The organism is Acidimicrobiales bacterium (genome assembly GCA_035546775.1).
Taxonomy (GTDB): domain Bacteria; phylum Actinomycetota; class Acidimicrobiia; order Acidimicrobiales; family JACCXE01; genus JACCXE01.
This window is the reverse complement of record DASZWD010000042.1, coordinates 25,356-47,383: the sequence shown is the minus strand read 5'-3', so window position 1 is coordinate 47,383 and position 22,028 is coordinate 25,356. Positions and strand designations below refer to the sequence as shown.

The window sequence follows — 22,028 nt, the reverse complement described above, 5'->3', positions numbered from 1 at the left end:
TCGCCATGCCCGTCGACCGCAGCGTGACCAAAGTCGCGCTCTTTCCGACGTGCGTCGTCGACGCCGTCGCGCCGGAGGTCGGCTTCGCCACCGCCCGCGTGCTGGCGCGGCGCGGCTGTGAGGTCGAAGTCGCCGAGCGCACGACCTGTTGCGGCCAGCCGGCGTGGAACTCGGGACACGCTGAGCCCGCGGCGGTCGTCGCCCGCACGACACTGGCCGGTATCGAGGAGGCGCTCGCCGACGGCGCCGAAGCGGTCGTCGTGCCCGCCGGCAGTTGCACGACGATGATCCGCGTCTTCTGGCCCGAGCTGTTCGCCGAGGTAGGCCAGCACGACGCGGCGCGCCGCGCCCGCGCCGTCGCGCCCAAGGTGTTCGAACTCAGCGAGTACCTCGCTTCTGCGAAGGATGACCGCCCCATCGGGGCGGAAATCCTTCACAGAAGTGAGGGAGCAGCGGTGCGCTACCACCCGTCGTGTCACATGCTGCGGGAGTTGGGGATTCGGGACCAGCCGTGCGCCGCGCTGGAAGGCGCGGGGTACGACGTGGGGCGCGGGCCGGAACGGTGCTGCGGGTTCGGTGGGTTGTTCAGCGTGAAGCTGCCCGAGACGTCCGTCGCTATGGCCGACGAAGTGCTCGACGCCGCAGTGGCCGCCGGCGCGTCCGACATCGTGGCCGCGGACGGGTCGTGCCTGATGCAGCTGGCGACGCGCGCCGAAGCACGCGGGCTGCCGCTGCGGTTCCGGCATCTCGCCGTCGCCCTCGACGACGCCGAAGCCGAAGCCGAGATATGACGGCCCAGCCGATCGCGTCCACCCCCGACCTGCGGGACCGGACGGTCACGGCCATCGCCGACGCGCGGCTCGGGCGTGCCCTGGCCAACGCGGCGGACACCTTCGAAGAACGGCGCGGCGTCGCGCGCGCCGCGTTCGCCGACGCGGCGGCGGTACGCGAGACGGCGCGCGCCATCCGTGCCGACGTGCTGCGGCGGTTGCCGGCGTTGCTCGACCAACTCGCCGACAACGTGCTCGCCGCCGGCGGCCACGTGTGCTGGGCGCCCGACGCCGAGGCGGCGCGCGCCTATGTGCGCGAGGTGGCGCGCCGGCGCGGCGCCAAGAAGATCGTCAAGGGCAAGTCGATGCTGTCCGAGGAGATCGAGCTCAACCCGGCGCTCGAGGCCGACGGCATCGAAGTCACCGAGACCGATCTTGGTGAGTGGATCATCCAGGTGGCGAACGAAACGCCGAGCCACATCATCGTGCCGGCGATCCATCGCGACCGCGGCCAGATCCGCGACGCGTTGCAGCGCGTCGCCCACGGCGATCTCTCCGACGTCCCCGAGGAACTGGCGGCGTTCGCCCGCGCCCAGCTGCGGGCCAAGTTCCTCGAAGCCGACATCGGCATCACCGGCGTGAACTTCGGCGTGGCGGCGACGGGCACCTGCGTGCTCGTCACCAACGAAGGCAACGGTCGCCTGTCGAGCAGCGTGCCGCCGGTGCACATCGCGTTGATGGGCGCCGAGCGGGTCGTGGCGGACTGGGCGCAGCTCGACGTGTTGCTGTCGTTGCTGCCGCGCAGCGCAACCGGCCAAGCGGCGACGACCTACGTGAGCGCGATGACGGGGCCGCGTCGCGACGGCGAGCGCGACGGGCCCGACGAGTTCCACCTCGTGATCGTCGACAACGGGCGCAGCGCCATCGCCGAGAGCGAGTTCGCCGAGATGCTGGCGTGCATCCGCTGCGGCGCTTGCCTCAACGTGTGTCCCGTGTATCGCCAGATCGGCGGGCACGCCTACGGATGGGTGTACTCGGGCCCGATGGGCGCGGTGCTCACCCCGCTGCTGGCGCAGGACGAGTACTCCACCGCCACGCAACTGGCCAACGCGTCGAGCCTGTGCGGCGCTTGCTGGGAGGCGTGCCCAGTCGGCATTCCGCTGCAGGACATGTTGCTGGCGCAGCGGCGGCGCAACTCTGTCGGCGCGCGGCCGAGCGAGAAGACCGCCTGGCAGGCGTGGGCGGCGACGTGGTCGCGCACCGGCACCTACTGGTTGAGTTTGCGCACCGGCACCGTGGCGCAGCGCCTGCTCGGCCCGCGCTTGGCGCGCCTGCCCGGCGCTCGCAACTGGGCGACGGGCCGCGCGCTGCCCCAGGCGGCCGAGGTCTCCTTCCGCGACGCGTGGCGCCGGGGTGAACGGTGACGCGCGAGACGGGCGACCGCGCCGCGTTTCTCGGACGCATCCGCCGCGCCGTCGCCGCACCCACAACCGGACACGCCCGCCCCGTCACGCCGTTGCCGCCTTCCGGCCCGCCCGTCGTCGCCTACGCGACGGAGCCCGATTTCGCCGCCGCACTCGAAGGGCTCGGCGGCGTCGTGCGCTCGCTGGCCGACCCCGTGGCGTTCACCACGTTCGTCGACGATGCGTTGGATGCCGCCAAAGGCGACAAGACGCGCGTCCGCGTGCTGCTCACCGACGAGCCCGAGTGCGCGGCGGTGGCGTACGCGCTCGGCCAACGAACCGACGTCGACTTGGTCGCGTTCACCGACGCCGCGGCGGCGGCTACCGCTGATATCGGCTTCACCGGTGCCCGCGCCGGTGTCGCCCGTACCGGCTCGATCGTGGTCGACTCCGGCCGTGCGGGTGGCCGTACGGCCAGCCTGCTGCCACCGATGCACGTTGCCCTCCTCCGGGCGGACAGCGTCGTGCGTGACCCCGGCGACCTGTGGCGACCGCTGGGCGTGCCCATGCCGTCGAACCTGGTGCAGATCACCGGACCGAGCCGATCCGCCGATATCGAGCTCATCATCACGCTCGGCGTGCACGGACCGCGAGCCCTTTGGGTAGGACTGCTCGTTTAACCTGCCGCGGTGCGAAAAATCCTGTTGGTGGTCTCGCTCGCGGCGTTGATGGTGTTCGGCGAGGCGGCGATCGGCGCCGCGCCGCCGGCATCGGCTGACGTCGTGCCCGACGCCGCGACGTCCATTGGCGAGGCGATCATCGGTTTTCAACCTGGTTTCCTGCCGGCGCTGAACATCGGCGAGCGGCTGGCGGGTCTGGCCGTGACGCGCGTGTCGCGCAACGGTTCGTTCGTCACGGTGTCGGTGCCGACGGTAGGTGCGGCACGCACGGCGCTGGCGAGCATCCCCGGCGTCGCCTACGTCGAGGACAACGCCTTGCTGCACACCGAGGCGGCGCCGAACGACCCGAAGCTCGCCCAGCAGTACGGCCCGCAGATGATGGGCTTCCCGACGGCGTGGAGTGAGGTCGGGTACGGGTCGACGGCGATCACCGTGGCCCTCGTCGACACCGGCATTCTCAAGACGCACGAGGACCTCGCGGGGGCGCGCATTCTCCAGGGCCACGACTACGCGAACGGCGACACGAACCCGGACGACAACTGTGGCCACGGCACCCACACCGCCGGCATCCTGGGCGCCACCACCAACAACGGTCTCGGCATCGCCGGCGAGGCGCAAGTGAAGATCCTCGAGATGAAGGCGCTCGACAGTTCGTTCTTCAGCAGCAGTTGCTCCGGCAGCGACGCCGACATCGCCCAGGCGATCATGGACGCCGCCGACCAGGGCGCCAGCATCATCTCCATGAGCATCGGCGGCGCCGGTTCGACGGCGATGCAGAACGCGGTCAACTACGCCTACAACAAGGGTGTCATCCTCGTGGCTGCGGCCGGCAACGACGGGCAGAACAACGGCACCGATTATCCGGGTGCGTATCCGAACGTGATCGCAGTGGGAGCGCTCACCAGCAACAAGGTGCGGGCCAGCTATTCCGACGGGGGCGCGCAGCTCGACATCATGGCGCCGGGCAGCAACGTGCTGTCCACCTACACCGGCAGCAACTCCACCTACTCGTCGCTCAGCGGCACCTCGATGGCGACGCCCGGAGTCGCGGGCGCGCTGGCGCTCGCCCTCGGGTGTGCGCCCGCGGGCACGACGCGCGACACCGTCGTCAACGCGTTGTATTCGACGGCCGACGATCTCGGGACCGCCGGCCGCGACAATGCCTATGGCAACGGCCTGGCGCGCGCCGACAAGCTCGTGCAGTCGGTGTGCAATGTTGCGCCGCCCGCCAACCAGAACCCGACGGCCGCGTTCACCACGAGCGCGTCGGGCGAGCTGGGCGTAGCGGTGGACGCCAGCACGTCGAGCGATCCGGACGGCGACACGCTGACCTATGCCTGGGACTTCGGCGACGGGGGCACGGGCACGGGCAAGACCACGACCCACACGTATGCGACGTCGGGCACCTACAGCATCACGTTGACGGTCAACGACGGACACGGCGGTACGGCGCACACGTCGGCGAACTTCACGACCGGTTCGAGCGGTGATCCCGATCCGTCGGTGCCCACGATCACGAGCGGCCAGATGGTGAACGCCACGGTGAACTCGTCAGCGAAGTCGGTGTATTTCAAGATCAACGTGCCGACGGGCACGAGCCAGATCACGGCGGTCACGGCGTGCAGCTCGTCGTGCCCCGCCAACGTCGACCTCTACACGCGCCGCAACGCGGAGCCGACGAACAAGAAGTACGACTGCCGGTCGAGCAGCGCCGGTGACGCCGAGAACTGCACGACGGCGAGCCCGGCGAGCGGTTACTGGTACGTGCGCGTGAAGAAGGTGAAAGGCAGCGGCACCGTGCAGTTGACCGTCACCCTGTCCTGATGCAGTTGCCGGTCCTGCTCGCCGACCTCGAGCAGCTCGTGACGGTCGAGTCGCCGTCGGCCGACAAGGACGCCTGCCATCGCTGCGCCGACGCCGTCGCGCAGCTCGCCGGCCGCGTGCTTGGCGTCGCGCCGGAACGCATCGTCGTCGAGGGATCGCCGCACCTGCGCTGGCGCTTTGGCGAGGCACCGACGCGCGTGCTCCTCGTCGGACACTTCGACACCGTGTGGCCGCTCGGCGCGCTCGCTGAATTGCCGTTCGCGGTGAACGACGGTGTGGTGACGGGGCCCGGGTGCTTCGACATGAAGGCAGGCGTCGTCATGGCGCTGCACGCGCTGGCGTCACTCGACGACCTTGACGGCGCCGCACTGCTCCTCAACAGCGACGAGGAGACGGGGTCCCTCACCTCACGGGCGCTGATCGAGGACACGGCGCGCGGGGCACGTGCCGCGCTTGTCCTCGAGCCACCGCACCAGGGGGCGCTGAAGACGGCGCGCAAAGGCGTGGGGTTTTACCGCCTCGACATTGCGGGGCGCGCCGCCCACGCCGGGCTCGAACCGGAGAAGGGCGCCAACGCCCTCGTGGCCCTCGCCGACGCCGTGCGCGGCATCACCGCGGCGGCCGACGCGCCCAAGGGCACGACCGTGACGCCCACGACAGCGAGCGCCGGGACCACGCGCAACGTCGTACCCGCCCAGGCGGCGGTCGAAGTCGACGTGCGTGGTCAGACCCAAGCAGAACTCGAACGCGTCGACGCAGCGCTGCGCGCGCTGCAACCAACGGTCGAGGGCACCACCTTCGCGTGGTCGGGTGGCATCAACCGCCCGCCGCTCGAGCCGTCGGCGTCGGCGTCCCTGTTCGCCCGCGCCCAGCGGCTTGCCGCCGACCTCGGGCTGCAACCGCTGCGCCACGTCGCTGTAGGTGGTGGGAGCGACGGCAACTTCACCGCCGGCATCGGCGTGCCGACCCTCGACGGTCTCGGTGCTGACGGCGACGGCGCCCACGCCCGCACCGAGCACGTCGTGGCCGCGACCATGCTCGACCGCACGCGCCTCCTAGCCGCGCTCGTGCAGGATCTGCTGGTCGGCTAGCTCAACTCGTCGCCGAAGATCGGGTTGATGGAGGGGACGACGCCGCTCTTCATGACGCCCTCGGCGACCGGCAGTGCGGCTTCGGCGAGGGCGGCGGCGGCGTCGACCCCGATCATCGACAGCGGTCGCGCCGCCAGGTCGTCGGTCCGTCGCTCGATGGCGGCGAGGCCTTCGCGGCCGCGGTCGTTGCCCGAGCCATCGGGTTCGAGCCAGCCGCGCTCGATCAACGACTCGACGCCGAGCGCCCACTCGTCGTCGGGCCAGTTGCGCGTGCCTTGCAGTGTTTCGCGCGGGATGGCCGTGTAGGTCGACTGCAGCACGAGTGCCTCGCACGGTCCGATCCCCGCGTCGACGAGCGCCGCGACGTGGCCGTCGCCCCGATGCTCGCGAATGAGCGTCGCCGCCCACCACGCCTGGAGCGCCGCGCCCTCCTCGGGCCAGTCCAACTCCGCGTGCGCGGCGAACAGCGGGCGTCCGGCGATGTCGTTGCTCACCGCTTCGGCGATCGTACGTGCCAGCGGCGCGAGCAGAGCGACGGCCTCGAGGTCCACCTCCACCATGGCCGAGAGCGCGTCGACCATCCCGTCGAGGCGGGCGCGCAGTACGGCGTTCGGAGTGGTCTTCGCCCAGCAGTCGGGCACGGCGCGCTCCACGCGGCTCGGGTGGAAGTTGTAGAAGGTGGCGGTCACCATCTTCGGTCCTACGGCGCCCATCGCCGCCGCACGCGACGCGAAGTAGCCCATCCAGAAGCCCTTCATGCCGACGGCGTCCCACGCGGCGCGGCTTTCGGGGGCGAAGTAGGTGATGGCGTGGTAGGGCTCGAGCCGCCGCCAGATCCGACGAGCGAGCAACGACAGCGCCGGATCGATCACGCCGTCACCCTCCCTGCAACATCGAACGAACCGCGTCGGCTCCAACCGACTGCTCGAACAAGCCGTGCATGTCGGGGCCGCGTCGCAGCGTATGCCCGCCGTCGACGCTGATGATCTGACCCGTCGTCCACGCCGCCTCCGGGCCGCATAGGTAGCGCACGGCTTCGGCGATCTCCTCGGGCGTGCCGTTGCGTCCGAGTGGCATCTGCTCCAGGTAATCCTGCTGGAGGTGCTCGTTGGTCGTCAGCATGGTCGACAACTCGGTGGGCACGAGGCCGGGCCGCACGGCGTTGACGCGCACGCCCACCATCCCGAGTTCGTCGGCGGTGTTCTTGACCAGCATTTCGACGGCCGCCTTCGACACGCAGTACGGCCCCATGTAGCGGTGCGTCAGCGCGCCGGCGATCGACGAGATGGCCAGCATGGCGCCGCCGCCGCTGCGGGCGATCGCCGCGCCGGCGTGCTTGAAGGTGAGGAAGACGCCCGTGAGGTTCGTCTCGAGCACCGCGTTCCACGTCTCGAGATCCGTCGTGGTGATCGGCGCCGCGCTGCCGGTGCCGGCGTTGGCCACTGCGATGTGGAGTCCGCCGCCCTGCGACGCGTGCTCGACCGCGGCGCGCACCGACTCCTCGTCGCGCACGTCACACACAACCGCGCGCGCCCCGTCCGGCAGCGACGCCAACGCGCGCTTCAGCTTCTCCTCGCTGCGCCCACAGATCGTGACCGTCGCCCCATCAGCAGCCAACCGCGCCGCAATAGCCAAGCCAATCCCGGACCCGCCCCCAGTAACGAGTGCGTTCATTCCGTCGAGCGATGCCATTACCAGCCTCCTCCTCCTCCGCCGCCGCCTCCGCCGCCGCTAAAGCCGCCGCCGCCGAAGCCGCTGCTGCCCGACGACGATGGGGTGGACACGATCGTTCCCGATGTTTGCACGGCGAAGCTCGACATCGACGACGCGAAGTTGCCGAAGCTGAACGCGCTCCACGTTCCGTAGGGCGTGTACCAGCCCATGCCGGGCGGCGGGTTGTCGCCGTAGATGTCGTGGAAGACCTTCGCCCAGTGAGCGGTCTCGTGGAACACGATGGCGTAGGGCAGGTATTTGGCGAAGATGTTCTCGTCTTCGGCGAACTTCATCCGGTCGGCCTCGGCCGTCGCCATGTACTTGCGGAAACCCATCGCCTGGTCGAGCGCGGCGCTGCCCTTGCCGGTGCGCGCCGGCATGGCGTGGTGGGTGGCGATCATCAGCAACGCCACGAGGACGAGCGGCACGCCGACGAGCGCGGCGTGAGTGAAGGCGGCGAGTCCGATCACCACGAGGGTGGCGAAGATCAGCGCGACGATGCCGCCCGCGAGGTACGTCGCGCGGATGCGGTCGGGACGTTTGGCGAACCACTTGCGGCCGACCGTGTCGTCGTACAGCGCGTTCTGCACGTGGTGGAGGTCGGAGGCGAACTTGTTGTGCAAGTCGGAGAGGCTGACTGCGCTGCGCCCGTCGAAAAGCGCCTCGAACAAGCGGCGCTCGTACTCGGCGAACGAGCCGTCGTCCTCCTTCGTCTTGGTGAGCTTCCAATCGGCCTTGTGGAACAGCGTCTTCTTCTCGGTCTCCTCGATCGAGAGATAGCCGCGCACGCCGAAGTCGATGATCGTCGCGGTGACGTCGAGCGGATCGGCGCGCTCGTCAACAAGGACGCCGACCTCCGCCGGTCGCGCGTCGTCCGGTGGGCGGTACTGCACCGGGCCGCCGTGACGGTCGAACATCGGGATGCGTTCGTCGTCGCCGCCCGAGCCGGTGCGCCGGTCGCGGCCGGTCTGCCACAGCTTGCGCACGACGAGGCCACCGAGCAGCAACAGCAACGCCAGCGCCACGCCCGCGGTTCCGATCGTTACGGCGAAGGCGCGGGCGAACGACCACTTCTCGTCGAGGATCGGCAGCACGCCGGCGGGATCGACCACCCCCTTGTTGAGCGCGACGACGATCGTCATGCCGCTGCCGGGGTACAGCACGCCCTGGGTGAAGTCGGCCTCTTGGGGAGACGCGACCGCGGCACCGTCGCAGCTCAGCGTCGAACCTTCGGGCCCCGTGAAGCAACCGACGCGCTGCACGCCGTCGGGCGCCCGCACGATCACCTGCGTCGTGTCGATCGGTATCACCCAGCCGAACCCCACCGGGTTCCAATACAGCTCGTCGTGATCCTTGAAGCCGTTGAGCGCGCCGTCGAGCCGGTAACTGATCACGTAGGTGTGCATGCCCGTGACGGTCTTATGGGCGTCGCCGATCTTGAGCGTCTTGACGCGACCGGAGTCGCTGATCGCGGTGTGCGCCGACGCGTCGGTGGCGGTCACATGGATGTGGCGCATCTTGTAGACGCGCTCGTACTTCGGGTTCGGGTCGTAGTTGAAGCGAACGTTGAAGTACTGGTAGATGCCGTGGTGGGCTTCGTCGGCGTAGTCGACGTCGAGCGTCTCCACGACGTTGATGCTCCCGTCGCGCTGGATGTCCATGAAGATGCGTTGCCGGGCGATGTGAAACCCGGTGCTCTGCGCGTCGGCGTGCCCACCGCCGATGACGGCGACCAAGGCGACCGTCAGCGCGGCCGCGGCGACCGCCTTACAGAGCCGCACTGGGCGCGTCCTTGGCGTCGAGGTCGGCTTGGAAATACTCGGCTGGGCTGAAGCCGAGCGCCCGGGCAAACAGCACCGTGGGGAACGTCTGCTGTGCGGTGTTGTAGTTGCGCACGGTGCCGTTGTAGTACCGGCGGGCGAACGACAGGTCCTCTTCGAGGGTCGCCAATTCGTTCTGCAGCGACTGGAAGTTCGTGTTCGCCTTCAGATCCGGATACGCCTCGGCCACGGCGATGAGCGAACCGACGGCGTTGCCAACCTTCTCTTCCGCCGCCCCGGTCGCCGCCGCTCCCCGCGCCTGTGTGCGGGCGGCCACGACGGACTCGAGCGTTTGCTGTTCGTGCAGCTTGTAGCCCTTCACGACCTCGACGAGGTTGGGCACGAGATCCGCCCGCCGGGTGAGTTGGACGTCGATGCCGGCCCAGGCATCGGCGACCGAATTGCGGTTTTTGACCAAGCGGTTGAAGGTGCGGACCCCGAACGCGACAAGGAAGATCAGCAAAAGCACCACGACGATGACCGCGACCATGCGCGGACCCTACAAGGCGTGTGACCGATTTCACGCCGAAAACAGGACGCACGCTCGGTAGTGTTCGCACTGACAGAACGTTCGCGCTGCAGGAACGTCGAGGGGGAATGGGTTCTCGTGTAGAGACGGCCGCGGATCTTGCGTCGTACTTTCCGCGTTTCGCCGTCGACTGGGCGCGCGACGACCCGGACCGCACGTGGCGCGCCGACGACGCGTCGCTCGTCTTCGTCGACATCTCCGGCTTCACCGCGCTGTCGGAACGTCTGGCGCGCCGAGGCCACCTCGGTGCCGAGGAACTCACCCAGACGCTGAGCACGTGCTTTGCCGACCTGCTCGTCGCGGCATACGCGGATGGCGGCAGCCTCGTGAAGTTCGGCGGTGACGCGTTGTTGCTGCTCTTCGAGGGCGACGATCACGCCAACCGCGCCGTGCGCAGCGCGCTGCAGATGCGGGCGCGTCTGGGACGCAGCGGCCGTATCGCAACGTCGGTGGGCAACATCCGGCTGCGGATGTCGGCGGGCGTGCACTCCGGCGTGGTGCACCTCTTCCGCGTCGGTGCGTCCCACCGCGAACTGCTGATCGCCGGACCGGGCCCCTCGAGCGTCGTCGCGATGGAGCAGACGGCAAACGCCGGTGAGATCGTCGTCAGCAGCGGCACAGCCGAACGCATCCCGGCGCGGCTCGTGGGCGACGCCACCGGTCCCGGCTTCTTTCTCAGGTCGCGTCCGTCGATCTCGGTGGACGCATCGTTTCCTCCGACGCGCGACGCCGGCGTCGACCTGCGTCCCGCGATCCCCGTCGCGTTGCGCGATCACCTGGCGGGATCGGTGGAGCCGGAGCACCGGCGGGTGTCGGTGGCGTTCATCCGGTTTGACGGCATCGACGCTGTCATCGAGAACGACGGCCCCGCGATGGCGGCTGAAGTGCTCGACGAGCTCGTCACGGATGTGCAGGCGGCGGTCGACCACGAAGGTGCGACCTTCCTCGGCACCGACGCCGACAAGGACGGCGGCAAGCTCATCGTCATCGGCGGCGCCCCGCGCGCCCTCGACGACGACGAAGGCCGCGTGCTGCGAGCGATGCGGCGCGTCGTCGAGCGTGAGCGGCGCCTTCCGGTGCGCATCGGAGTGCACCACGGCCACGCGTTCGTCGGTGAGGTTGGTCCGTCGTACCGACGCACGTACACCGTGATGGGCGACACGGTGAATCTGGCGGCGCGGCTGATGGCGAGCGCGGCGCCGGGTGAGGTGCGCGCGACCAGAGACGTACTCGACCTCGCGGCCTCGGAGTTCGTGACGACGTCGCTGCCCCCGTTCTTGGTGAAGGGCAAGTCGCGCCCCGTCGACGCGGTGCTCGTCGGCGAGCGCGTCCGCCGCCGTACGCGCGCTCTCACCGATCTGCCCTTCGTGGGGCGTGAAGTCGAGCGCGAGCGCCTCCGCGACACGCTCGACGAGATGCGGGCCGGGCGCGGCGGCTTGGTCGACATCGCCGGCGAAGCAGGTATCGGAAAGTCGCGCCTGTTGCGCGAGTTTCTCGCCGACGCTGCGGAGGTGCCCATCGTGACGACGTTCTGCGAGGCGTACGAAGCGACGACGCCGTACTTCGCCGTGCGCTTCTTGCTGCGCGGCGCGCTCGGCCTGAAGACGGCCACCGACAACGCCCCGGCAGTCCTGCGCGCCATCGTCTCCGGAGCGGCCCCGGAGTTGTTGCCGTGGTTGCCTCTCATCGGGTCCGTGATGTCGGTCGAGGTGGCAGCGACGCCCGAATCCGAGGCGCTGGATCCGCAGTTCTTGCGCGATCAGACCGTGCGGGCCGTCGTCGATCTCCTCGCCGCTGTCGTCTCCGGAGCGCAACTCTTCGTCGTCGAGGACGCCCAGTGGGTCGACGACCTGTCGGCCGAAGTCTTGCGCGCCATCGCACAGCGGGCGCGTTCGCGGCGCTGGCTTGTCTGCCTCAGCCGGCGGATGGACGACACCGGTTATCGCCCCGGTGACGAGACGACGCTGCGACTCCTCCTCGACGCCCTCGACGACACCGAGGCGCGTCGCCTGCTCCAGGCGGCGGCCGGTGCCGCGCCGGGCGAGACGTTGCTGCGACCCGACCAGGTCGACGTGCTCGTGGAGCGCGCCGGGGGTAACCCGCTGTTCGTCGAGCAGTTGGCGCACGCGGCGGCCTCCGGTGCAGGGGAAGCCACGTTGTCGGGCAGCCTCGAAGCCGTGGTTGCAGCCAAGATCGACACGTTGCCGCCGCGGGATCGTCAGGCGCTGCGCTACGCGGCGGTGCTCGGGCCGATGTTCGAGGCGGCACGTCTGGCCGAACTCGTCGCCGAAGAAGGCGGCGAGGCCCGTGCGGTGGCGGGACGGCTACGCCAGTTCCTCGAGCCATCCGGCACCGGGTGGCTGCGCTTCCGCAACGAGTGCTACCGCGAGGTCGCATACGAGACGCTGTCGTTTCGCAGGCGCAAGGAGTTGCACGCCAAGGCCGGCGCGTCGATCGAAGCCGCGCTCGAAGACGGCACGACGGAAGGCTTCGAGATCCTGTCGTTCCACTTCTGGCACGCACAGCAGTACGAGAAGTGCTGGCGCTATTCGCGGGCAGCGGCCGAGCGGGCGCGCGACAAATACGCCAACGTCGAAGCGGCGGTGCTGTACGAACGGGCGCTGGCGGCCGGTGGCCAGATCGACGGTGATCTCGTACCGTCGGCGGCGCAGGTGTACCGGTCGTTGGCCGAGGTTGCGCTCATCGGCAACTTGTACGACCAGGCCAAGGCGGCCCTGGCGCGGGCGCGGGCGTTCCGCAAAGGCGACGCTCCGTTCCTGGCCGACGTATGCCGCCTCGAGACGATCCTCGCCGCCAACCGCGGGCAGAGCGCCAACGCGGCGCGGTGGGTGAATCGCGGCCTGCGCCTGCTCGAGGGCGACAACCGGCGGGCGGCCGTCGCGTTGCGCGCCGAACTGCGCATGTTGCGCGCCGATCAGCTTCACCGGGCGAACGACAATCGCCGCGCGCTGGCGTGGGCCGAGCAGGCGATCGCCGACGCCAAGGCGTCGCGCAATCGCAAGGCGCTCGCCCGCGCCTACACCGTCGCCGATCTCGCGTCGGCCCGCTTGGGTCGCCCCGATGCCGGTCGGCGCCTGCGCGCCGCGCTCGCCATCTGGACCGAGCTCGACGTCAAGAAGGACGAGGGTGACGTGCGCGTCGTACTCGGTGCCACCGCGTACTGGAAGGGCGAGTGGGACGAAGCCCTCGACCAGTTCATCCGGAGTCGTGACGCCTACACGGCGGCGGGCGATCTCGTGACGGCGGGCTACGGCACCACGAACGTCACCGACATCCTGCTCGACCAGGGACGCGGCGAAGAGGTGACCGGACTCGGCGACGTCATCAACCTGTGGCGCTCGGTGGGCCACCCCGGTCCGGTCCCGGGGGCGCTGACCAACATGGGGCGCGCCGCCTTGCAGCGCGGCGACGTATTGAAAGCCCGCGACGTATTCGACCAGGCCCGGTGGGCGGCGGAGGACCTTGGTGCCGACACCGCCGAGTATGACTACTGGGTTGCCGAGTGCATGATCCGCGAGGGCGAAGCGCGCGACGCCCGTACCTTGCTCGAGCACGCCCTGCGCGACGAAACGAAGAAGGGCGGCGTCCTGTTGCTACCGCGCCTGCACCGCGGCATCGGCTATGCCCACCTCGCGCTCGGCGATCCCGACGCCGCGGCGGCCGAGTTCGAGCGCGCGGTGGACGCGGCGAGGGCCAACGGTTCACCGTACGAAGTGGCCCTCGGTCTCGACGCGCTGGTGCGCGTACGTCCCTCGGACGCCGCCGCCGCCGAGCGCGACGAGGTGTTCATCCGCCTCGGCGTGCGGGCGGCGTTCCCGCCGCTAGTCCAAGGCGTGGCGGCCGATGGCGGCGGGTTCGCGTCCTGACAGCAGCCACCCGGCGGCCGCGGCCATGACCGGCAGTCCGAACAGCAGCACGCTCAGGTCGGCGATCGGCGGATGCGCCATGTCGGAGATGCGGTCGACGTACACGGCCGTGAGACCGACGTAGGCACCGCCGATACCGAGCACGCTGCCGAGCAGCGCCAGGCCGCCCGACGTCGACGCGCTGAGCGCTCGCCGGGTGAAGCTCGTCGCCCCGGCGGCGACGAGGGTCTGGTCGTCGCGGCCCGACTCGCTGCGGATGAGGCCGATCGTCATGCCGAGCAGCGCCAGCGCGAGGAGCACGCCCACCGCCGTCGCGATCGTGCGCGCCGCCAGCAGACCGGTCTGGGTGTCGCGGGCTTCCACGTCGAGCCCGGCGTCCAGAGCCGCGGTGCGGGCGTCACGCACGTCGGCCGCAGACAGGTGGTGGCCGGCTTCGACGAACCACCCGTCCGTTTCGAACACCATCGCGGGGCCGAGCTTGGCGATGCCGGTCTGCGTAATCAGCGCGGACGGCGCGTCCGAATAGTCCGGCCCGTCGTAGTGCTGGAAGGTGAAGTGGGGGTTGCGGTCAAGCGTCGGGACAATCGCGAGCTTGCCGGTTGCCGACGTGACCACGTCGACGCCGGCGCGTGGGGTGACTCCGAGGCGCGCCAGCAACTCGGGTGTCGCCACGTAGACGTGCGCGACGTACCGGAACGAGTGCGCGTTTTGCTCGAGCGCGAGATCGATCGGAGCCGGTGGACCCTCGCCACCGCCCTTCGGGTTAAGCACCGCCGGATTGCCGACCAAGTCGAGTTGATACACGCGGGCGTCGGATCCGAGCGTGCGGGCGAACGCCTCGACGTCGGAACGAAGCGCGGTGCGGCGATCGTCGTCGACGGCGCCTTGCGTGCGGAACACGAGCTGGCGGTCCGACAGGTTGCCCTGGTCGGCGTGCTTCTTCGCTGCGGCGGTGACGACCACGACGCTGGACGCAATCCCGAGGCCCAACGCGATCGCGGCGAGCGCCGCGCCCGAACGCGCCGAGTACCGATTGAGGTCCCGCAGCGCGAGACGGGCCGGCAACGGCGCCCGGCGCGCGGCGCGGGCCAGAGTGCGGATGGCGATCGGGCTGAGCACGAGCACGCCCACCACAACGGCAAGCGCGCCGGGGATCAGCAACAGCCCGTTGGCGCTGCCTTTGACGTCGTTGACGCCGGCATCGATGGCCACCCAGCCGCCGGCGAGCAGGCCGAGCGCGACCACCACTGAGCGGTGCACAGTCGCCGGCTGCGGCGGCCGCCCGCTCAATGCCTCGACGACCGGCACGCGGGCGATCGACCGCGCCGGCCACCACGACGCCGCCGTTGCCGCGGCGATCGCGAGAGCCGTCGTGGCCAGCGGGACCCAGGCGGGGAAGTCGGTGACGTTCATGCGGTGGTTCACGAGGTGTTCGAGCTGCGGTTGGAGCCCGAGCCAGAGCCCCAGGGCGACCACGGCACCGCCGATGGCGGCGAACACGCCGACGGCGACGCCGTTGCTGAGCATCACGAGGCGCAGCTGGGCGTCGGTGGCGCCGACGCTGGCCAGCATGCCGAGCTGGCGCTGCCGGCGGTGGGCGATGACGGCGAAGCTGGCGGTGGCCACGAGCACCAACAGGAACAGCAGGATCGCCGAGAGCAGCAGCACCAGAACCGCGCCGAGTTGCTTGTCGCTCGCGCCCCGGATCTGGGTCGCGTAGCTGGCGTTGGCTTCGAGGGCGAGGCCGCGATGGTGGGGAAAGTTGCCGTGCACCAGCACGATCAGGTTCTCGGCGGCGACGTCCCCAGCCGTCCCCACTGCGAATTCGTCATCGAGCTTGCCGGGGTTCTCGACGACGCCGACGACGCGGTAGGCGCCGCCACCGAACCGAACGGTCGATCCCAGCGCCGTGTGGAAGTCGGCCGCGGCGCGTCTCGTCATGGCGATCTCGCCCGACGCCGCCGGATACCGGCCCGACAACAGCCGCAGCATCGGCGCACCGAACGCGCCGCCGGGAACCTGGTCGCGAAAGTCGACGGTGTCGACCGCACCGGGGATCGGTACGTCGCGGTGACCGATCACCTCAGCGGTGCCGAACTTCTGGCGAATGGTCGCCAGCGCGGCGTCCGTGTGCGGGGCGCCGACGTGCAGGCGGACCATGCCGTTGGCGCGCCCGAATTCACCGTCGTGGGTCGGCAGCGCGGCGGCGACGACGACCGAGCAGAACAGCGCGGCCGCGGTCGCGAACGTGAGGAGCGACAAGACGAGCACCTGCTGGCGCCAGTCACGCTTGAACAGGCGTACGCCCCACCGGAAGACCGGCCGCCGGCCTGCGGCGCTCACTTCGTGGGACCGGAGGTGAGAAGTGATTCGGGGTCGGGCCGCGGTGCGGTCTGGTCGACGATGTGGCCGTCGCGGATGAACACGATGCGGTCGGCCCACGACGCCAGCTGCGAATCGTGCGTCACGATCACGCCGGCGACGCCGCGGTTACACGCGTGGCGCACGAGGCGCATCACGGCCTCGCCGTTGACGGAGTCGAGGGCGCCGGTCGGTTCGTCGGCGAGCAACAGGCCGCGGTCGCCCACCACGGCGCGGGCGATGGCGACGCGTTGGCGTTCGCCGCCGGAGAGTTCGTCGGGGAAACGTTGCGCCCGCTCGTCCATGTCGAACTGGGCTAGGCCGTCGAGGGCGATCGCCTGGGCGCGCTTGGTGTTCATGCCGTCGAGTTCGAGCGGCAGCGAAACGTTCTCGAGCGCGGTCAGGCCGGCGAGCAGGTTGAAGTCCTGGAACACAAAGCCGATCGCGCGGCGCCGCAGGCGGGCGCGCTCGTTGCGCGACATGGCCGAGACCGGCGTGCCGCCCACGAGCACCTCACCGCTCGTCGGTTCTTCGAGCGTGCCCGCAACGGTCAGCAGCGTGCTCTTGCCCGAGCCGCTCGGGCCCATGATAGCGACGAGTTCGCCGGGCTCGACGGTGAGGTTCACGTCGACCAGCGCGTGGACCTCGTTGGCGTCCTCGCCGTAGGTCTTGCTCACGTTGCGCAGTTCGAGCGCGGCCGTCATCGCGCCACCCCGTCGACCGATTCCGCCGATTCCCCCGAAGTGGTCCTGTCCAGCACCGGTTTCCGGTGCTGGACAAGACCAGTTCGCTTGATGCGGGTTTCCGCGGCGTCGAGCCAGCGGACTTTGGCTTCGAGACGGAAGAGTTCGGCGTCGGCAACGAGCGACAGGGCGATGTCGTCGGTCGCCGCGTGTTCCTTCACGCGGGTGAACTGCTGCATCGCCTCGACGAGGTGGCGGCGGTGCCGCTGGACGACGTCGTGCACGTCGACGCCGGGAACGCTCAGCGCGATCAGCACCTTGATCGTCAGCTCGTCGCGGGGTGGGGCGGCGGCGTCGTCGGGGTCCGACAGCCAGTCGAGCAGCTCGGCGTGGCCGGCGGCGGTCAGCCGGAAGACGTTCTCGCGGCTGTCGCGCTCGGCACCGTCCGATGCCACGAGCCCGTCGCGCTCGAGGCGCTGAAGCGTCGTGTACACCTGCCCGACGTTGAGCGGCCACAGCTCGCCGGTCTTGCGCTCGAACTCTTCCCGCAGCTGGAGGCCGTACTTGGGCTGGTCGGCCAGCAGCGCCAGTAGGGCGTGCTTGATGCTCATACTCAGTACTATACGGAGTATAGCACTTGACGCAAGCGCGAAGAACTTTTATTCTCACGTCCGATGGAGCCGGCGGGGGAACTGCGAGAGGATCCGCTGCGCACGCAGTTGCTCGACGCCGCCGCGCGCGTCTTCGCCGCCAAGGGCTACTCGGGCACCAAGATCGCCGACATCGTGCGTGAGGCGGGCTTGTCAACGGGCGCCGTCTACGGCCGCTTCCGCTCCAAGGACGAGCTGTTGCGCGAAGCCGTCATCGGCCAGGCGATGCGCCACTCGCACCTCGGCGCACCCAAGGGCTGGCGCGTCGCCGAGTTGATCCAGCGCCTCGCCGCGTTGTCGGACGCGCCGCTGACCGATGCCGAGGCGGTCCGGCTCGAGGCCTTCGTGACGGCGCGCCGAGAGCCCGATGTCGCCGAGGCGGTGCACGCCGCGCAGCAGCAGTGGCGCACCGCGGTGCAGCCCCTCGTCGACGCCGCGCAAGCCGACGGCACCGTCGCCGACGACGTCGACCCCGAAGCCGTCCTCTACTTCGTCCGCACGCTGGCGCTCGGGTTGCTCGTGCAACGCGGCGCCGGCATTCCCAAACCCGATCCCGCCGCGTGGGACGCCCTCGTCACCCGCATTGTTCACAGTTTTGGAGACCAACCATGACCGTCACCGACGCCGAGAAGCACGAGGCGATCAAGCTCGTCACCGACAACGCCCCGCGCATCTTCTTGTGGGACTACGACCGCAGTCGCGATCAGCTCGTCACCCTCTACAACAAGGCGATGGCGTCGCAGTGGAACTCCGTGACCGAGCTCGACTGGGCGACCGAGGTCGACGCCGAAGAAGTGGTGCGCTCCGCCCCGCAGGCCAACCTCACCGTCGACCTCGCCCGCGCCGCTGCCGAGGTGCCCGGCTCGCCGTTCTCCAAGTGGAGCGACAAGGAGTTCACGCAGCTCGGCATCGAGTCGATGAAGGCGATGCTGAGCCAGTTCATGCACGGCGAGCAGGGCGCCATGATCGTCGCCGCCAAGATCGTCGAGACGGTGCCGTGGATCGACGCCAAGTACTACGCCGCCACCCAGACGATGGACGAGGCGCGCCACACCGAGGTCTTCGCCAAGTACCTGCATACCAAGCTCGGCGAGGCGTATCCGATGAGCCCGTTCCTCGAAGCGCAGATCGACGCACTGATGGAGGACTCGCGCTGGGACATTGCGTACCTCGGCATGCAGATCGTGATCGAGTCGTTGGCGCTCGCGGCGTTCGGCTCGATGCTGCGCGCCACCAACGAGCCGCTGCTCAAGAAGCTGCTGCGCTACGTGATGAGCGACGAGGCGCGCCACGTGGCCTTCGGCGTACTGAGCCTGCACGAGTACTACCAGGAGCTGTCGTCGGCCGAGCTCAAGGAGCGCCAGGAGTTCCTCGCCGAGAACACGCTGCGCAGCCGCTCGCGCTCGACGACGCCCGAGATCTGGGAGCGCATGGGCACCACGATGGAAGCGGCCCTTCCGTCGATCCTCGAGGCGAGCCAGAAGCTCGACCGCTCGCGCTTTGGCAGCTTCGAAGGCGGCTTCTTCGCCAAGCTCGTGCCCAACGTCCGCAAGCTGGGTCTCCTCGACGCCAACGACGGCTACCTGCGCAAGCTGTGGGACGAAGCCGGGCTGCTCCAGTACGAGTTCGCCGACAACACCGGCGACGACTACGAGACCTACGACGAAGTCGCCAAGGACCGAGCAGCACGCGCCGCGGCGGCGAGCTAAGCAAGAGCGCCGTACGAAATGGTTCTGGGGGGAACTCATGCCTGATCTCGCACACTGGGCCGCGACCACGCCCGATCGCGCCGCGATCATCTCGGACGCCGGCGACCGCACCTTCGCCGAACTGGAGGCCAACGCCAACCGGTTGGCCCGCGCCCTGCGCAACCGCGGCCTCGTCGCCGGTGACGCCGTCGCCCTGATCGCCAACAACGTGCCGGCGTTTGTCGAGACGGTCTATGCCTGCCAGCGCGGCGGATTCCGCCTCACGCCGGTGAACTTCCACCTCACCGGCGAAGAGGCCGCCTACATCGTCGACGACTGCGAGGCCAAGGCGCTCGTCACCACCGCGTCACTGGCGGACATGGCGCGGGCGTGCCTGCGCGCCGCGCCGGCGTGCAAGGTGGCGCTCGTGGCCGGTGGCGACGCCGACGGCTTCGAGAACCTCGAAGAGGCGATGGCCGGCGAGTCGCCCGACGCCCTGCCCGATCCGTCACCCGGCACGACCATGCTCTACACGTCGGGCACGACCGGGCGGCCCAAGGGCGTGCACCGCCCGCCGGCGGCCGCCGGGGCGTCGACCGCCGCGGTCAACCTCGGCGGCTACAACGAGGAAGGCGGCGACGTGCACCTGTGCACCGGTCCGCTATACCACGCCGCCCCGCTGGCCTTCTCGCTGGCGTCGCCCCACGTGTACGGCGCGACGGTGGTGGTGATGGACAAGTGGGACGCCCACGAGACGCTGCGCCTGATGGCGCGCCACGGCGTGACGCACACGCACATGGTGCCGACGATGTTCCACCGGCTCCTGTCGTTGCCCGACGACGTGAAGGCGCGCTACGACATCTCCAAGCTGCGCTACGTGCTCCACGGCGCCGCGCCCTGCCCTGTGCCGGTGAAGCAGCGCATCATCGAGTGGTTCGGCCCGGTGGTGTGGGAGTACTACGCGGCGACCGAAGGCGTCGGCAGTTTCGTGAACTCCGAGACGTGGCTGGCGCACCCGGGCACCGTTGGCAAGCCGTTCCTGCCCGAGCAGGTGATCATCGGCGACGAGGCGGGCAACGCCCTGCCCGCCGGTGAGGTCGGCCTCGTCTACATCAAGGCGCCCGGCGCGGCGCGCTTCAGCTACTTCAAGGACGAGCAGAAGACGGCCAACTCGTTCCGCGGCGAGTACTTCACCCTCGGCGACGTCGGTTACCTCGACGACGAGGGCTACCTGTACCTCACCGACCGCAGCGCCAACCTCATCATCTCGGGCGGTGTGAACATCTACCCCGCCGAGGTCGACGCCGTGCTGCTCGAGCATGCCGCGGTCGGCGACGTCGCCGTCATCGGCGTGCCCGACGAGGAGTGGGGCGAAGCCGTGCTGGCGGTGGTCGAACTGAAAGAGGGTGTCGAGCCGTCACCGGCGCTGGCCGAGGAGTTGTTGGCGCACTGCCGCGACCGGCTTTCGCACTACAAGTGTCCGCGGCGGGTCGACTTCGTCGACGCGTTGCCGCGCGAAGACAACGGCAAGATCTACAAGCGGCGCCTGCGCGAGCAGTACCGCCAACAGGGAGCGAATACATGACCGTCACCGAAACCCGCGTCTCGGCGAACTTCGTCGACGAACTGAAGAGCTTTCTCGAAGACAACTGGAATCCCGATCTCACCGTGGGTGAGTGGTGGGACCGTCTCGGCATGAGCGGATGGGCGGCGCCGATGCTGCCCGTCGAGAGCTACGGCCGCGGCCTGAGCCGTCCCGAGTCGATGGTGGCCGCCAGCATCATCGCCCAGCACGGTGCGCTCGGCGCCCCGATGGGCATGGGCATCTCGCTGGTGTCGCCCACGATCGCCACGCACGGCACGCGCGAACAGATCGAGCGCTACATCCCCGACGCGGTGTGCGGACGCCTCGGCTGGTGTCAGCTCTTCAGCGAGCCCGGCGCCGGCTCGGACCTCGCCGGCCTGTCGACCAAAGCCGTCAAGGACGGCGACGTGTGGGTGGTCAACGGCCAGAAGGTGTGGACGTCGGGCGGTCACATGGCGGATATGGGCATGCTGCTGGCGCGCACCAACCCCACGGCGCCCAAGCACCAGGGCATCAGCTGGTTCGCCTTCGACATGCACCAGCCGGGCCACGTCGAGGTGCGCCCGCTGAAGGAGATGACGGGCCACACGATGTTCAGCGAGGTGTTCTTCACCGACGCCATCGTCAACGACGACGCCCGCATCGGCGACCTCAACGACGGCTGGACCGTCGCCAACACGACGCTGTTCCACGAGCGCTCCGGCATGGGTATGCAACGCGGCACCGGCGTCGGCGGCGGCGCCGGCGTGCCGATGGCGCGCGCCGGCACGATCGCCAACGACCTCGCCAAGCGCGCCGGCGACTTCGTGCGGGCGCCGCGCGATAGGTCGGCCGCGCCCAAGCCGGCGGCCAAGCGCGAGCGCACGTCGCCCGCCGCGATGTACATCAACCTGGCGAAGGAGACCGGCAAGAACACCGACCCGGCGATCCGCCAGCAGCTGGCGCAGGCGCACATCCTCGGCGAGCTCGCCCGCTTCAACGGCGAACGGGGCAAGGCGGTGCGCGCCCGGGGTGGCGACATCCCCGGCCTCCCGAACTTCTCGAAACTGCTGACGGCGATCATCCTGCGACTCAATCGCGACCTCGGCATGCAGCTGCTCGGTGCCCGCGGCATGTTGCACGCCTACACCGACGACCAGCGCGCCACGCTCAAGGACGCGCCGCTCGGGTCAGCGGCGCACGCCATCACCGGCCAGGCGCTCGGGGCGCAGGCGCTGCCGATCTTCGGCGGCACCGACCAGATCCAGAAGAACATCGTGAGCGAGCGCGCGCTGGGCCTGCCCAAGGAGCCCGGTGACCTCTCGCGCGTGCCGTTCAACGAGTTGCCCAAGAACGGCTAGGAGT

At 69.7% G+C, this 22,028-nt stretch carries 17 protein-coding genes; 10 read left to right on the top strand and 7 right to left on the bottom strand.

Annotation, left to right across the window (positions count from 1 at the left end; translation table 11 throughout):
* Positions 1–5 precede the first annotated feature (5 nt).
* Genes VHC63_10360 through VHC63_10340 form a run of 5 tightly spaced genes read left to right on the top strand, consistent with a single transcriptional unit; the run spans position 6 to position 5,768 of the window.
* Positions 6–791 carry a (Fe-S)-binding protein gene (locus VHC63_10360; protein HVV36993.1) on the top strand — a complete coding sequence of 262 codons (786 nt, stop codon included), beginning with the start codon at positions 6–8 and terminating at the stop codon, positions 789–791.
* Complete coding sequence (locus VHC63_10355) at positions 788–2,194, top strand: LutB/LldF family L-lactate oxidation iron-sulfur protein (GenBank protein HVV36992.1); 1,407 nt, start codon at positions 788–790, stop codon at positions 2,192–2,194. Before VHC63_10360 ends, VHC63_10355 begins: the two co-directional genes overlap by 4 nt.
* Positions 2,191–2,853: an LUD domain-containing protein gene (locus VHC63_10350; GenBank protein ID HVV36991.1), complete on the top strand. Its 663-nt coding sequence runs from the start codon at positions 2,191–2,193 to the stop codon at positions 2,851–2,853. Before VHC63_10355 ends, VHC63_10350 begins: the two co-directional genes overlap by 4 nt.
* 9 nt (positions 2,854–2,862) lie before the next feature.
* Positions 2,863–4,677 carry a S8 family serine peptidase gene (locus VHC63_10345; protein HVV36990.1) on the top strand — a complete coding sequence of 605 codons (1,815 nt, stop codon included), beginning with the start codon at positions 2,863–2,865 and terminating at the stop codon, positions 4,675–4,677.
* Positions 4,677–5,768, top strand: coding sequence for a M20 family metallopeptidase (locus VHC63_10340; protein HVV36989.1), 1,092 nt, complete (start codon positions 4,677–4,679; stop codon positions 5,766–5,768). Before VHC63_10345 ends, VHC63_10340 begins: the two co-directional genes overlap by 1 nt.
* Here the strand turns inward: VHC63_10340 and VHC63_10335 are convergent.
* From VHC63_10335 to VHC63_10320, 4 genes are read right to left on the bottom strand one after another with little or no spacing between them, the layout of a single operon-like run.
* Complete coding sequence (locus VHC63_10335; protein HVV36988.1) at positions 5,765–6,640, bottom strand: hypothetical protein; 876 nt, start codon at positions 6,638–6,640, stop codon at positions 5,765–5,767. The two genes, VHC63_10340 and VHC63_10335, sit on opposite strands and share 4 nt — an antisense overlap.
* Before the next feature lie 4 nt (positions 6,641–6,644).
* The gene (locus tag VHC63_10330; protein ID HVV36987.1) at positions 6,645–7,460 is read right to left on the bottom strand and encodes a glucose 1-dehydrogenase; all 816 of its coding nucleotides are present in this window, start codon (positions 7,458–7,460) and stop codon (positions 6,645–6,647) included.
* On the bottom strand, positions 7,460–9,262 hold the full coding sequence (locus VHC63_10325) for a DUF2207 domain-containing protein (protein HVV36986.1): 1,803 nt from the start codon (positions 9,260–9,262) through the stop codon (positions 7,460–7,462). The genes VHC63_10330 and VHC63_10325 overlap by 1 nt, the downstream gene beginning before the upstream one ends.
* Positions 9,249–9,791: a LemA family protein gene (locus VHC63_10320; protein ID HVV36985.1), complete on the bottom strand. Its 543-nt coding sequence runs from the start codon at positions 9,789–9,791 to the stop codon at positions 9,249–9,251. The genes VHC63_10325 and VHC63_10320 overlap by 14 nt, the downstream gene beginning before the upstream one ends.
* A gap of 107 nt (positions 9,792–9,898) precedes the next feature.
* Here VHC63_10320 and VHC63_10315 point away from each other — a divergent pair, with 107 nt between their 5' ends.
* On the top strand, positions 9,899–13,717 hold the full coding sequence (locus tag VHC63_10315; GenBank protein HVV36984.1) for an adenylate/guanylate cyclase domain-containing protein: 3,819 nt from the start codon (positions 9,899–9,901) through the stop codon (positions 13,715–13,717).
* On the opposite strand, the gene VHC63_10310 is transcribed toward VHC63_10315, so the two are convergent.
* Genes VHC63_10310 through VHC63_10300 form a run of 3 tightly spaced genes read right to left on the bottom strand, consistent with a single transcriptional unit; the run spans position 13,673 to position 17,372 of the window.
* Positions 13,673–16,060 carry an FtsX-like permease family protein gene (locus tag VHC63_10310; protein HVV36983.1) on the bottom strand — a complete coding sequence of 796 codons (2,388 nt, stop codon included), beginning with the start codon at positions 16,058–16,060 and terminating at the stop codon, positions 13,673–13,675. The two genes, VHC63_10315 and VHC63_10310, sit on opposite strands and share 45 nt — an antisense overlap.
* Positions 16,057–16,782: an ABC transporter ATP-binding protein gene (locus VHC63_10305; GenBank protein HVV36982.1), complete on the bottom strand. Its 726-nt coding sequence runs from the start codon at positions 16,780–16,782 to the stop codon at positions 16,057–16,059. The genes VHC63_10310 and VHC63_10305 overlap by 4 nt, the downstream gene beginning before the upstream one ends.
* Positions 16,779–17,372, bottom strand: a complete 594-nt coding sequence (locus VHC63_10300; GenBank protein HVV36981.1) for a helix-turn-helix transcriptional regulator — start codon at positions 17,370–17,372, stop codon at positions 16,779–16,781. The genes VHC63_10305 and VHC63_10300 overlap by 4 nt, the downstream gene beginning before the upstream one ends.
* 63 nt (positions 17,373–17,435) lie before the next feature.
* On the opposite strand from VHC63_10300, the gene VHC63_10295 reads away from it, so the two are divergent.
* Genes VHC63_10295 through VHC63_10280 form a run of 4 tightly spaced genes read left to right on the top strand, consistent with a single transcriptional unit; the run spans position 17,436 to position 22,024 of the window.
* Positions 17,436–18,023, top strand: coding sequence for a TetR/AcrR family transcriptional regulator (locus VHC63_10295; protein ID HVV36980.1), 588 nt, complete (start codon positions 17,436–17,438; stop codon positions 18,021–18,023).
* Positions 18,020–19,120 (top strand): ferritin-like domain-containing protein, encoded by a 1,101-nt coding sequence (locus VHC63_10290; GenBank protein HVV36979.1) that lies wholly within the window; start codon positions 18,020–18,022, stop codon positions 19,118–19,120. Before VHC63_10295 ends, VHC63_10290 begins: the two co-directional genes overlap by 4 nt.
* Positions 19,121–19,157: 37 nt before the next feature.
* On the top strand, positions 19,158–20,684 hold the full coding sequence (locus tag VHC63_10285) for an AMP-binding protein (GenBank protein ID HVV36978.1): 1,527 nt from the start codon (positions 19,158–19,160) through the stop codon (positions 20,682–20,684).
* Entirely contained in the window at positions 20,681–22,024 is a 1,344-nt protein-coding gene (locus VHC63_10280; protein HVV36977.1) for an acyl-CoA dehydrogenase family protein, read from the top strand. Before VHC63_10285 ends, VHC63_10280 begins: the two co-directional genes overlap by 4 nt.
* Positions 22,025–22,028: the final 4 nt, after the last annotated feature.